Genomic DNA, 12,693 nt, shown 5'->3' on the forward strand with positions numbered 1-12,693 from the left:
CTTGCGGATCGCGGTCGTCGGCGTCGGGCTCATCGGCGGGTCCGTGGGGCTCGCCGCCCGTGAGCGGCTCGGAGCCGAGGTGCGCGGGTACGACCGCGACCCCGAAGCGCTGCGCGCCGCGCGCGAGCGCGGCGCCATCGACGCCGGGTGCGCCGAGCTGGCCGAGGCGCTCGACGGCGCGGAGCTCGCGTTCGTCGCCGCGCCCGTCGGCGCGCTGCCGGGCCTGGTGCGCGACGTCCTCGAGGCCGCGCCCGCGGACTGCGCGGTCACCGACGTCGGCTCGACGAAGCGCGCGGTCGTCGCGGACGACCCCCGCTTCTGCGGCGGCCACCCGCTGGCGGGGGCCGAGACGGCGGGGGTGGAGCACGCCCGCGCCGACCTGTTCGAGGGCGCGATCTGGTACCTCACGCCGACGAGCCGGACCTCGGGGATCCTGCTCGAGCGCCTGCACCGCGCGGTCGCGGCGCTCGGCGCCCGGCCGCGGGCGATCGACGCCGAGACGCACGACCGGCTGATGGCGAGCGTCTCGCACCTGCCGCACGTGCTGGCCAACGTGCTCGTCGACCAGGCGGCGCGCGCGCTCGGCGGCGAGTCGGTCCCGCCGACCGGCCCGTCGTTCCGCGACGCCACGCGCGTCGCCGGCGCGAACACCGGCATCTGGGCCGACATCTACCTCAACAACCGCGACGCGCTCGTCGGCGGCATCGACGCGACGATCGCGAAGCTCACCGAGGTCCGCGAGGCGCTGACCACGGGCGACCGGGACGCGATCGTGGCGTGGAACGACGCCGCCGCGGAGGACCGCAAGGCGCTGCTCGAGGCCGGCCTGGAGGGCGGCGACGTCCACGAGCTGCGCGCCTCGGTCCCCAACCGCCCGGGCGTGATCGCCGACCTCGCCCTCGCTCTCGGCCGGGCGGGTGTCAACATCGTGGACATGGCGCTCAGCCCATCAGCGGACTTCCGGCAGGGACGCGTGTCGCTCTGGGTCAGCGGCGACGACCACGCCAACCGCGCACTCGAGCTGATCGGCGACCTCGGGTTCCCGGTGGCCCGCGGGTGAGGGGACAGCCATGAACGCCCGCTTCGGGCCCGGACCCGCGCTGAAGGGCAGCGTCGTCGCGCCGTCGGACAAGTCGCTCTCGCACCGGGCGGCGATCCTCGGCGCGATGTCGGCCGACCCCGTGCACATCACGGGCTTCCTCGACGCGGCCGACACGAACTCCACGCTCGACGCGTGCCGGCGGCTCGGCGCCCTCGTCGAGCAGCGCGGCCACGACGAGCTCGTCGTGCGCGGCGTCGGCCTGCGCGAGGCGCGCGAGGTCACGAACCCGATCGACGTCGGCAACGCGGGAACGCTCATGCGCCTGCTGCCGGGCTGGCTGGCCGCGCAGGAGGGGCGCGCATGGGTCCTCGACGGCGACGACTCGATCCGCCGCCGCCCCGTCGACCGCATCGCCGAGCCGCTGCGCCGCATGGGCGCGACGATCGAGGCGCGCGACGACCGCTTCCCGCCGTTCCGCGTCTACGGGGCGCGGCTGCGCGCGATCTCCTACGAGCTGCCCGTCGCCAGCGCCCAGGTGAAGTCGTGCGTGCTGCTCGCCGCGCTCATGGCCGACGGCGCGACGACGATCCAGGAGCCGGTCCCGAGCCGCGACCACACCGAGCGCATGCTCGCCGCCGCCGGCGTCGCGATCCACCGCAACGGCCGCTTCGTCACCGTCGCGAACACCGACGAGCTGGAGCTGGAGGAGATCGTCGTCCCCGGCGATCCGTCGTCGGCGGCGTTCATGGTGGCCGCGGGCGTGCTCGTTCCGCGGTCGCGCATCGTCGTCCAGCGCGTCGGCGTGAACTGGACGCGGACCGGGTTCTTCCGGATCCTCGAGCGGATGGGCGGCGTCGTGGTCGGCGACTTCGAGCCCGAGCAGGGCGACGACATCCCGCGCACCGAGCCCATCACCGAGCTCGACGTCACCGCCGGGCCGCTCGTCGGCACCGAGGTCGACGCCCACGAGGTGCCGCTGGCGATCGACGAGCTGCCGCTCGTGGCGCTGCTCGGCGTGTTCGCCGAGGGCCGCACCGTCGTGCGCGGCGCGGAGGAGCTGCGCCTCAAGGAGTCCGACCGCATCGCGACCGTCGTCGACGGGCTGCGCGGGCTCGGCGCTCAGATCGAGGCCACCGAGGACGGATTCGTCGTCACCGGCACCGGCAGGCTGCGCGGCGGCACCCTGGAGGCGCACGGCGACCACCGGCTGGCGATGCTCGGCGCGGTCGCCGGGCTCGCGTCCGAGGAGGGCGTCGAGGTCGTGGGGATGGAGGCCGCCGAGGTGTCGTACCCCGGCTTCGAGGCCGACCTGGCGACGCTGACGGCTGCGGCCTGACCGGCGTCAGCCGCGCGGGTCGCGCTCGAGCGCGAGCTCGCCGGCGGTGCCGACCTTCTCGACGATCCAGTAGCTCTCGTGGCGCTCGACGACGCGCTCGATCGCGCCGGACTCGTGGCCGGGCCGGATGATGAAGCGCCGGGGGTGGCTGCGGGCGGCCTCGTACTGCTCCGACGACAGCTCGAGCGTCGCGAAGCAGGTCGGCGACGCGCACTCGCAGGCGAAGTGCTGCGGCGCCAAGAGCTCGTTCAGCTCCCTGAACGCGGCCTCGCTACGCGCAAGGCCCTCCTTGGCCCGTTCTTCCATCGCGGTCGACTCTACCCGTAGGGTGCACCTCTGTGGAGGAACCGGATTCCGTCTCCACGCCATCCGCGCCACGGCTGGCGGACGTCGTGCTCGCCGAGCTCGAGGAGGGCCTCGCGGTCGAGCCCGCGCGCGTCGCGGCCGCCCTGCGCGAGGCCGACCGCGAGCGGCGGGAGCTCGTGGCCGCCGAGCACCGGGCCCGCGCCCAGGCCGTCGCCGAGCGCGACCGCCTCCGGTTCCTCGCCGGCGCCAGCGTCGTCCTCGACGCGACGCTCGACCTCGACGTCGCGCTGCGGGCGCTCGCCCATCTCGTGCTCGGGCGCTTCGGCGGCTGGGTGCTCGTCGACCTCGTCGAGCAGGGCGGCCTGCGGCGCGCGGTCGTCGCGAACAGCGACCCGCGCAACGAGGCGCTCGCCGAGGCGGCGCGCAGCGAGTACGCGGCGCGCCCGTTGCGCGGCAGCTGGATCGCGGAGGCGCTGAGCACCCGCCGGCCGGTCGTCGTCGACGACCTGTGGCAGGGCGAGGAGCTGCAGCGGCGCGCGTCGCGCGAGTCCGGCGCCCGGCTCTCCCGCGACGCGGGGATCCGCTCGACGATGATCGTGCCGCTCATCGCCCATGACGAGGTGCTCGGGCTGCTGCTCATCGCCTCCGAGGAGGTCGGGGCGTACTCGGCCGCGGAGGTCGAGTCGGCGCAGGAGCTGGCCCGCCGCGCCGCCGTGTCGATCGCCAACGCGCGGCTGTACTCCGAGCGCGACAGCGTCGCCCGCATCCTCGAGCGCGGCCTGCTGCCGCCGTCGCTGCCGGCGCTCGACGGCGTCGAGCTCGCCGTCCGCTACCGGGCGGCCGGCCGCGGGACAGAGGTGGGCGGCGACTTCTACGACGCGGTGGACCTCGGCCACGGGCGCTGCGCCGTGCTGCTCGGCGACGTCGCGGGCAAGGGCGCCGCCGCCGCGGTCACCGGCGGCCTGGCCCGGCAGACGGCGCGCGGGGCGCTCGCCCGGCGCGCGACCGCCGAGGAGGTCGTGCAGGACGTCCACCGGGTGCTGCTGACCGAGACGCCGCGCGACGCGTTCTGCACGCTCGTCGCCGCCGAGCTCGAGGTGGCGGACCGGTCGATCGACGTGACGCTGGCGAACGCCGGGCACCCGCTGCCGGTGGTCGTGCGCACCGACGGGACGACCGAGATGGTGGGCCGGCCGGGCGGCATCGCCGGCGCGTTCCGCGACGTCACGATCGCCGAGTCGTCGGTGACGCTCGCGCAGGGCGACCTGCTGCTGATCTACACCGACGGCGTCACCGAGGCGGGCGCGCCGTGGCACCTGCTCGACGACGACGAGGTCTGCGACGCGGCGTCGCGGGCCGCCGGGCGCTCGGCGCCGGAGGCCGCGCGGCTCATCGAGGAGTTCGCCCTCGAGGTGTCGCGGGGCCGGCAGCGCGACGACCTCGCGGTCCTCGCATTGCGCGCTCAGTGACGACCCCGCCACTACTGTGAGGCGGCATGGTCGTCGCCATCGACGGGCCCGCGGGCGCGGGGAAGTCCACGGTCGCGCGCCGCGTTGCGGGCGCGCTCGGCTTCGCGTACCTGGACACGGGCGCGATGTACCGCGCGGCCGGGCTGGCCGACGACCCGGTGAGCGCCCGGATCGACCTCGACGGCGACCGCGTCCTGCTCGACGGCGAGGACGTCACGGGCCGGATCCGCACGCCGGAGGCCGGCGACCGCGCGTCGCGCGTCGCCGCCGACCCCACGGTGCGCCGCGCGCTCGTCGAGCAGCAGCAGCGGCTGCTGGCCGACGGCGACTGGGTCGCCGAGGGCCGCGACATCGGGACCGTGGTCAAGCCCGACGCCGAGGTGAAGGTCTTCCTCACGGCCGACCCGCGTGAGCGCGCCGAGCGCCGCGCGAAGGAGACCGGCGAGGACGTCGTCAAGGTCCTGCGCGACGTCGAGGAGCGCGACCATCGCGACACGACGCGCGCCGACTCGCCGCTGGTCAAGGCCAACGGCGCGCACGAGGTCGACACGACGGGGCTGACGATCGACGAGGTCGTCGAGCGGATCGTGGAGCTGGCGCGATGAGGAAGGTCGCCGTCGTCGGCTACCCCAACGTCGGCAAGTCGAGCCTCGTCAACCGGCTCAGCCAGACGCGCCAGGCCGTCGTGCACGAGCGCGCGGGCATCACGCGCGACCGCAACGAGATCGAGACGGAGTGGAACGGCCGCCGGTTCGTGCTCATCGACACGGGCGGCGTGGACTTCGCCGACGAGGACCCGCTGCAGGGCTCGATCCGCGAGCAGGTGCAGGCCGCGCTCAACGACGCCGACACCGCGGTGTTCGTCGTCGACGCGAAGGCCGGCCTGCGACCCGGTGACGACGAGCTCGCCGACCTCCTGCGCCGCTGGCCGAAGCCCGTGCTCGTCGCCGCGAACAAGATCGACAGCGTCGAGTCGCTGCCACTCGCCCACGAGTTCCACGCGCTGGGGCTCGGCGACCCGATCGCGGTCTCCGCGACGCAGGGCCTCGGCACGGGCGACCTGCTCGACGGGGTCGTCGAGCACCTGCCCGACGAGGACGAGGCCGAGGAGGACGAGGACGTCATCCGCCTCGCCGTCATCGGCCGGCCGAACGTCGGCAAGTCGAGCTTCGTGAACAAGGTGCTCGGCCAGGAGCGCGTGATCGTCTCGGACGTCGCCGGGACGACCCGCGACTCGATCGACCTCCCGATCGTCGTCGGCGACCGCCGCCTGGTGATCGTCGACACGGCGGGCATGCGCCGGCAGGCGAAGGTCAGCGAGTCGGTCGAGTACTACACCGCGCTCCGCAGCCAGCGGGCCGCGGAGCGTGCCGACGTCGCGCTGGTCGTGTGCGACGCCGCCGACGGCGTGACGTCGCAGGACCTGCGGATCGCCGAGCTGGCGATGAAGGCCAACTGCGCCACCGCGCTCGTGCTCAACAAGTGGGACGTCGCCGCGATGGAGGAGCACGACCTCGACCACGAGCGCGCGAAGGTCCACCGCAAGCTGCGCCTGCGCCCGAAGGTGCTGACCGCCAGCGCGAAGAGCGGCCGCAACGTCCAGCGCGTGCTGCAGGAGGCGATCGCTCTCGGCGACCGCATGCGCACGCGGATCCCGACGTCCGATCTCAACCGGTTCCTCAGCGAGGTCACGCAGGCGCGCCAGCCGCCGGCGAAGCAGGGCCACCGGCTCAAGCTCATCTACATGGCGCAGATCGGCGAGCGCCCGCCGCGGTTCGCGATCCAGGTCAACAGCCGCACCCGCGTCACGCGCGACTACGCGTTCTTCATCGAGAACCGGCTGCGCGAGCGCTACGGCTTCGCGGGCGTCCCGGTGATCATCGACTTCAACGAGCGCAAGCAGCGCCGGAGCGACCGTGTCGCCGCCTAGCGTCGTGCGGCGCCGCCGGGCGGCGCTGGCGGTCGGCGTGCTCGTCCTCGTCGCGCTCGTCGCGGTCGTGGTCAAGGCGTGCGGGGGCGGCGACGACGCGCCGCCGCGCAGCGACGCCGCGCGGATCGCGCCGGGCAACACGATCGTCTTCGCCGACCTGTCGACCGACGGCGACCGCCTGGCCGTCAAGCGCGCGAGCGAGCTGCTCAAGCGCTTCGACAGCTACGACGCCCAGCGCGACGCCATCCTGCGGCGCCTGGCCGGAGCCGGCAAGGACGTCGACGCCGAGAAGGACGTGCTGCCGTGGGTCGGCGACGAGGCCGCGCTGGCGCTCACGGATGCCGGAACGGCGACCGCGGGCTCGCTCGTCATGATCGCCGTCACCGACGAGGCACGCGCCGAGAAGTTCATGGCCTCGAACTCGAAGGCCACCGCGCGCGGCGAGTACAAGGACGACGAGTACACCGAGTACGGCTCGCTCACCGTCGCGATCAAGGACGGCTGGCTGCTGATCGGGCAGAGCGGCACGATCAAGGCGGGCCTCGACGGGCTGAACGACCGCGCGCCCGGCCTCGACGAGGAGGCGCTCTACAAGCGCGCCGTCGACGGCTTGCCCGACGGCCGCGTCGCCACGGTCTACGCGACCGAGGGCGGCCTGCGCCGCCTGCTCGTCCCGCAGCAGGGGCTGCTCGGGACCGCCGCCGTGCTCTTCGACCAGCCCGCCCTGCAGAGCGTCGCCGTCGCGCTGGAGACCGGCGACGACAACGCGACGCTGACGGTGCACAGCGCGCTGGACGCCGCGGAGAAGAAGCGCGAGGGCGTGGGCAAGCCGTTCTCGCCCGAGCTGCTCTCCGACGTCCCGGAGGACGCGATGGTCTACCTCGGCGTCCACGGGATCTCCGGCCCGATCGGCCGCGTGCTGTCGGCGTCGGTCGGCGGGGCGAACGCGGGCGGCCTCGGGCCCGTGCTGGCGACGTTGCAGAAGGAGCTCCAGAAGAGCACGGGCGGGCGCCTGGAGCGCGACCTCCTGCAGCTGTTCGACGGCGAGGTCGCGTTCGTCGTCCTCAAGAGCGTTCCCGCACCCAGCCTCAGCGTCATGGCCCGCACGCCGGACGAGGACGCGACGGCGCGGACGCTCGCTCAGCTCGAGCAGCCGGTGGCCAAGCTGCTGCGCCCGAAGGGCGAGAGCACGCCGACCTGGTCGAAGAAGGACCTCGGCGACGCGGTGACCGCCCACACGCTCCAGCTGCCCAGCGGCGCGGCCCTCAGCTACGCCGTGTTCGACGGCCGGCTCGTGCTCTCCACGAGCCCGGACGCGATCAAGCGCCTCAAGGACCACGACGGCAGCCTCGAGGACGCCGATGCCTTCAAGGACGTGACAGCCGGGCGGCCCGAAGAGGTCGGGTCGCTAGGCTTCCTCGACTTCAGCCAGCTCCTCGAGCTCGGCGAGCAGACAGGTCTCAACGACAGCCGCGCGTACCTCGCGGCCCGCGACGATCTCCAGAAGATCCGCGCGGTGGGGATCAGCTCGACCGGTGGCGAGGAGGAGACGACCGCGGAGATCCGCTTCTCGATCCCATGACCCAGCCGCTTGCCGACAACGAGTACCTGTTCACCTCCGAGTCCGTCACGGAGGGGCACCCCGACAAGGTCGCCGACCAGATCTCCGATGGCGTCCTCGACGCCGTCCTGAAGGACGATCCGACCGGCCGCGTGGCGTGCGAGACGCTCGTGAACACCGGCTTGGTCGTGGTGTCCGGGGAGATCTCGACGAACACCTACGTCGACATCCAGGAGATCGCCCGCGACACGATCCGCCGCATCGGCTACACCGACGCGGACCTCGGCTTCAGCGCCGACTCCTGCGCCGTCCTCAACGCGATCGACAAGCAGTCGCCCGACATCGCGCAGGGCGTCGACAAGGCGTACGAGACGCGCACCGACCCGGCCGACGACGACGAGCTCGACGTCGCCGGCGCGGGCGACCAGGGGATGATGTTCGGCTACGCCTCGAACGAGACGGCCGAGCTCATGCCGCTGCCGATCGCGCTCGCGCACCGGCTGGCCAAGCGCCTCGCCGACGTCCGCAAGGCCGAGGTCGTCCCGTACCTGCGCCCTGACGGCAAGACGCAGGTCACCGTCCGCTACCGCGACGGGCGTCCGGTGGAGATCGAGAAGCTCCTCATCTCCACGCAGCACAAGGAGGGCGCCGAGTCGCTCATCCCCGACGACCTGTGGGAGCACGTCGTCGAGCCGATCCTGCCGAAGGACCTCTACGACGCGAAGAAGCTCCGCAAGAACTTCCTCGTGAACCCGACGGGCCGGTTCGTCATCGGCGGCCCGGTGGGCGACGCGGGCCTGACCGGCCGCAAGATCATCGTCGACACCTACGGCGGCATGGCCCGCCACGGCGGCGGCGCGTTCTCCGGCAAGGACCCGTCGAAGGTCGACCGCTCGGCCGCGTACGCAGCGCGCTACGTCGCCAAGAACATCGTCGCGGCCGGCCTCGCCGACCGCGCCGAGGTCCAGGTCGCCTACGCGATCGGCGTCGCGCACCCGGTCTCGGTCATGGTCGAGACGTTCGGCACCGAGCACGTCGGCCGCGGGACGATCGCCCAGCTCGTCGACGAGCACTTCGACCTGCGCCCGGGCGCGTTCCGGGAGTACCTGAAGCTCCACCGGCCGATCTACCAGAAGACCGCCGCCTACGGTCACTTCGGGCGCGAGGACCACGACTTCACGTGGGAGCGCACCGACAAGGCCGAGGTGCTGCGCGAGGCCGCCGGGCTGTCCGGCGCGCCCGCGACCGCGTAGTCCGTTTCTCGTACCGCAGCGCTCGTTCGTGGCTGGAGCGGGTCGGGTAACCGTCCGCTCCAGAACCCGGTCCAATGGGGACCGACCCACGAGGGAGCGCTGCCATGCGAAGAACGCTGTCCCTGCTGCTCGCCGTCGCCGCCTGCCTGCTGGTCGCGGCACCCGCGGCCCACGCCGCCACGACGGAGATCCTCCGTGCGCCCGCACCCTCCTGGCTCACCGACGACCTGCGGGCGCAGATCCACGCCGCGGGCGCCGACGGCGTGCAGGTCGCCGAGGAGCACCTGAACACCGACTGCCCCGGCTACCAGGCGCCGGGCGTGAGCGCGAACGGCTGCATCGTCGCGCCGTACGGGTGCACCGCGAACTTCATCTTCAGCGACGGCAGCGACTGGCGGACGCAGCCGTACATCGGCACCGCGAGCCACTGCGCCGACACGAACGGCGAGCCGGTGATCATGCAGGTCGACTCCACGACGCTCGCCGAGGTCGGGACCGTCTACAAGCAGACGGCGCGCGAGGAGCCCGGCGATGACTTCGCGTTGATCAAGGTCCATCCCGAGGTCGCCGCCAAGTGGGGCGTCAACCCCGCGGCGCCGACCGGTGGCCCGCAGGGCGTCTACGACGGCTGCGACCCGCAGGTCGTCAAGTACTACGGCCACGGCTACGGCGTCGCGGTCGCGCAGGGCAAGCCCGAGGGCGGCCTCGCGCCGACGTGGTACAGCGACGGCTACGGCTGGTACGGCGCGGGCTTCCCCGGCGACTCGGGCAGCGGCGTGACGATCTCCGACAACCGGTCGGCCGGCAACTTCACGCACATCATCATCAGCGACCCCGACCTCTTCTACACGCCGGGGATGCTGACGGGCATGCGGACGACGGCGATCCTCCAGTTCCTCGGGTCGCAGTTCTCGCAGGTCAACGCCGACGGGACGCTGTCGCAGTCCGGCCCCGCGCCGTGCGAGAGCAGCCTGTCGAGCGGCGGCTCGACGTCGTCGGGCGGCGGCTCCGGGAACGGCGGCAAGGGTGGCGGCTCTGGAAAGGGCGGCACGAAGCCCAAGCGCGCCTGACCCCGGCCTCGCGATCCGGCCCCGCGGCTAGCCTGCGGGGCCGTGATCGGCCGGGTCGTCAGCGTCAACGTCGGTCGGCCGCGGGATGTCGACACCGGCAAGCGGATCGTCTCGACGGCGATCTGGAAGGAGCCCGTCGACGGCCGCGTCGCCGTCCGCGGCGTCAACGTCGAGGGCGACGACCAGGCGGACCGCTCGGTCCACGGCGGGCCCGACAAGGCGATCTACGCCTACGCCGGCGAGGACACGCAGTTCTGGGAGGGGCGCCTCGGCCGCGTGCTGGGTCCGGGGGCGTTCGGCGAGAACCTGACGCTGTCGCGGATCGACGCGAGCGGCGCTCTGGTCGGCGAGCGGTGGGAGGTCGGCGACGATGGCCTGCTGCTCGAGGTGGTCCAGCCGCGGCTGCCGTGCTTCAAGCTCGGGCTGAAGTTCGGCGACCCCCGGTTCGTCAAGACGTTCGGCCAGGCGGGCCGCCCGGGCGCGTACCTCCGCATCGTCACCGAGGGCACCGTCGCCGCGGGCGATCGCGTCGAGGTCGTCTCGCAGCCGGACCATCGCGTCTCGATGCGCCTCATGGCCCACGCGATCCTCATCGACCAGGACCGGCTGCCCGAGCTGCTCGAGGCGCCGGGGCTGCTGCCCGACTGGCGGCAGTGGATCAGTGATCGCGCGGGTTGAGCCGCTCACGACCGCGCGAGCGCTGCGCGGGCCGTTCGACTACCTGAAGCCCGACGGGGTCGAGAAGGGGTCGCTGCTCGTCGTCCCGTTCGGCCGCCGCGACGTCACCGGCGTCGTCGTCGACGTCGCCGAGCGCTCCGACGTCCCCGCCGACAAGCTCGTCGAGCCCCGCCGCGTGCTCGAGGAGCGCGTCCCGCCCGAGCTCGTCGATCTCGCCGAGTGGATGGCCGCGGAGTACTGCTCCACCTTCGCCCGCGCGCTGCAGCTCGTGATGCCGCCGACGGGAGCCCGCGCGAAGACGGCGTTGTGGGCGGAGATCGCCCGCCCCATCTCCCCGGATGAAAGGCTCACCCAGAAGCAGCGAGCGGTCATGGAGTCGCTGCCGCGGTTCGCGGGCGGCGATCTTGCCTCTCTTCGCGCGCTGGAGAAGCGGGGGCTGGTCGAGATCTCGCCGCGGGTGCAGCGGCGGGCTCCGGTGCATCTTCCCGTCGGCGCGCGCGGTGGCCGGCCGGGGCTGACGGACGACCAGCGGCGCGCCGTCAACGCCATCGTCCGCGCGGCGCCGGGGGAGCGGCTGCTGCTGCACGGGGTGACGGGGTCGGGGAAGACGGAGGTCTACCTGCACGCCGTCGAGGAGCTGCTCGAGCGGGGGGAGGGCGCGATCGTGCTCGTCCCGGAGATCGCGCTGACGCCGCAGATCGTGGCGCGCTTCGTCGCGCGGTTCGGCGACACGGTCGCGGTGCTGCACTCGAAGCTCTCGAAGGGCGAGCGCTACGACGAGTGGCAACGGCTGCGGCGCGGGGAGGCGCGGGTGTGCGTCGGCCCGCGGTCGGCGGTGTTCGCGCCGATCCGCGACCTCGGGCTGATCGTCATCGACGAGGAGCACGACCCGTCGTACAAGCACGAGGGCGACCCGCGCTACGACGCCCGACACGTCGCGGAGCGCCGCGGGGCGACGCTCGTCTGTGGGTCCGCGACGCCGCGGCCGGAGTCGATGGCGGCGCTGCGGCGGATCCGCCTTCCGGAACGGGTCGACGGCCGCGCGCTGCCGCCCGTGGAGGTGCTCGACATGCGCGGCGAGAGCGCCGCGCTGCACCCGGACACCGTCGAGGCGCTGCACGCGGCGCGCAAGACGATCGTGCTGCTCAACCGCCGGGGCTGGTCGAACTTCCTGACCTGCCGCACCTGCGGGCACGTGTGGATGTGCCCGCAGTGCGACGTCTCGCTCGTGCTCCACAAGGCGCACGGCTTGCTCGCCTGCCACCACTGCGGCCACCGCGCGCGCGTGCCGGAGACGTGCCCCGCGTGCCGGTCGACGAGCGTCGCGCGCCACGGCGCCGGCACGGAGAAGCTCGAGGCCGAGCTCGCGGCCGCCGGCCTGCCCGTCTGGCGCCTGGATGCCGACGTGGCGCGGCCGGGCGACGTGCTGCGCGCGTTCGAGGCGGCGGACACGGGCGTGCTCGTCGGGACGCAGATGGTCGCGAAGGGCCACGACTTCCCGGACGTGACGCTCGGGGTGGTGCTGGACGCCGACGCGACGCTGCGGTTCCCCGACTTCCGGGCGGAGGAGCGGACGTTCGCGCTCGTCGCGCAGCTCGCCGGCCGGGCGGGCCGCGGCGACGCGGGCGGGAAGGTGCTCGTCCAGACGCTCGCGCCCGACGCGCCGAGCATCCGCGCCGCCGCGCACCACGACGCCGACGCGTTCCTCGAGGGCGAGCTGGCGCGCCGCAAGGCGCTGAGCTACCCGCCGTACGCGACCCTCGTGAAGGTCGTCTGCTCGTCGCCGGTCGCGGCGTCGGCGGCGGCCGCCGCGGCCGCGCTCCGCGACCGGCTCGGCGTCGGGCCGCCGAAGCTGCTCGGCCCCGCGCCGCTGTTCCGCCTGCGCGGCCGCGACCGCTTCCAGCTCGTCATCAAGGCCGATCCGGCCAAGCGCGCCCGCGCGGTCAAGGCGATCGGCGACGCGGTCGACGCGATCGCCGGGACGAAGGTCGCGAAGGACGTCGCGATCAGCGTGGACGTCGACCCGCAGTGACCGCACCGCTTGGGGT

The 12,693-nt window shown here is 73.7% G+C and carries 11 protein-coding genes; 10 read left to right on the plus strand and 1 reads right to left on the minus strand.

From position 1 onward, the window contains the following. Position 1 precedes the first annotated feature (1 nt). Positions 2–1,060 (plus strand): prephenate dehydrogenase/arogenate dehydrogenase family protein, encoded by a 1,059-nt coding sequence (locus AC1UE4_RS02725; protein ID WP_482915686.1) that lies wholly within the window; start codon positions 2–4, stop codon positions 1,058–1,060. A 10-nt stretch (positions 1,061–1,070) separates the two neighbouring features. Next, positions 1,071–2,378: a 3-phosphoshikimate 1-carboxyvinyltransferase gene (gene aroA / locus AC1UE4_RS02730; protein WP_482915687.1), complete on the plus strand. Its 1,308-nt coding sequence runs from the start codon at positions 1,071–1,073 to the stop codon at positions 2,376–2,378. A gap of 6 nt (positions 2,379–2,384) precedes the next feature. Here the strand turns inward: aroA and AC1UE4_RS02735 are convergent, their stop codons facing one another. After that, complete coding sequence (locus AC1UE4_RS02735; protein ID WP_482915688.1) at positions 2,385–2,684, minus strand: hypothetical protein; 300 nt, start codon at positions 2,682–2,684, stop codon at positions 2,385–2,387. A gap of 32 nt (positions 2,685–2,716) precedes the next feature. Here AC1UE4_RS02735 and AC1UE4_RS02740 point away from each other — a divergent pair, with 32 nt between their 5' ends. The 8 genes from AC1UE4_RS02740 (at position 2,717) to priA (ending at position 12,677) form a co-directional block, all read left to right on the plus strand. Continuing rightward, a complete protein-coding gene (locus AC1UE4_RS02740) occupies positions 2,717–4,153 on the plus strand; it encodes a PP2C family protein-serine/threonine phosphatase (protein WP_482915689.1) in 1,437 nt (478 codons plus the stop codon). 26 nt (positions 4,154–4,179) lie between these two features. Next, a complete protein-coding gene (gene cmk / locus AC1UE4_RS02745) occupies positions 4,180–4,758 on the plus strand; it encodes a (d)CMP kinase (RefSeq protein ID WP_482915690.1) in 579 nt (192 codons plus the stop codon). Continuing rightward, positions 4,755–6,083, plus strand: a complete 1,329-nt coding sequence (gene der, locus AC1UE4_RS02750) for a ribosome biogenesis GTPase Der (RefSeq protein ID WP_482915691.1) — start codon at positions 4,755–4,757, stop codon at positions 6,081–6,083. Before cmk ends, der begins: the two co-directional genes overlap by 4 nt. Then, positions 6,070–7,665 carry a DUF3352 domain-containing protein gene (locus AC1UE4_RS02755; RefSeq protein WP_482915692.1) on the plus strand — a complete coding sequence of 532 codons (1,596 nt, stop codon included), beginning with the start codon at positions 6,070–6,072 and terminating at the stop codon, positions 7,663–7,665. Before der ends, AC1UE4_RS02755 begins: the two co-directional genes overlap by 14 nt. Continuing rightward, complete coding sequence (metK, locus tag AC1UE4_RS02760; RefSeq protein ID WP_482915693.1) at positions 7,662–8,897, plus strand: methionine adenosyltransferase; 1,236 nt, start codon at positions 7,662–7,664, stop codon at positions 8,895–8,897. The genes AC1UE4_RS02755 and metK overlap by 4 nt, the downstream gene beginning before the upstream one ends. A gap of 104 nt (positions 8,898–9,001) precedes the next feature. Further along, positions 9,002–9,967 carry a hypothetical protein gene (locus AC1UE4_RS02765; protein ID WP_482915694.1) on the plus strand — a complete coding sequence of 322 codons (966 nt, stop codon included), beginning with the start codon at positions 9,002–9,004 and terminating at the stop codon, positions 9,965–9,967. Positions 9,968–10,009: 42 nt separating this feature from the next. After that, complete coding sequence (locus AC1UE4_RS02770) at positions 10,010–10,645, plus strand: MOSC domain-containing protein (RefSeq protein ID WP_482915695.1); 636 nt, start codon at positions 10,010–10,012, stop codon at positions 10,643–10,645. Next, complete coding sequence (gene priA / locus AC1UE4_RS02775; RefSeq protein ID WP_482915696.1) at positions 10,629–12,677, plus strand: replication restart helicase PriA; 2,049 nt, start codon at positions 10,629–10,631, stop codon at positions 12,675–12,677. Before AC1UE4_RS02770 ends, priA begins: the two co-directional genes overlap by 17 nt. Positions 12,678–12,693: the final 16 nt, after the last annotated feature.

It is taken from the genome of Parviterribacter kavangonensis (assembly GCF_056863335.1).

Coding starts and splice junctions, on each gene's coding strand:
- AC1UE4_RS02735 (WP_482915688.1), bottom strand. CDS start 2,684: ATGGAAGAACGGGCCAAGGAGGGCCTTGCGCGTAGCGAGGCCGCGTTC.
- metK (WP_482915693.1), top strand. CDS start 7,662: ATGACCCAGCCGCTTGCCGACAACGAGTACCTGTTCACCTCCGAGTCC.
- aroA (WP_482915687.1), top strand. CDS start 1,071: ATGAACGCCCGCTTCGGGCCCGGACCCGCGCTGAAGGGCAGCGTCGTC.
- cmk (WP_482915690.1), top strand. CDS start 4,180: ATGGTCGTCGCCATCGACGGGCCCGCGGGCGCGGGGAAGTCCACGGTC.
- AC1UE4_RS02765 (WP_482915694.1), top strand. CDS start 9,002: ATGCGAAGAACGCTGTCCCTGCTGCTCGCCGTCGCCGCCTGCCTGCTG.
- der (WP_482915691.1), top strand. CDS start 4,755: ATGAGGAAGGTCGCCGTCGTCGGCTACCCCAACGTCGGCAAGTCGAGC.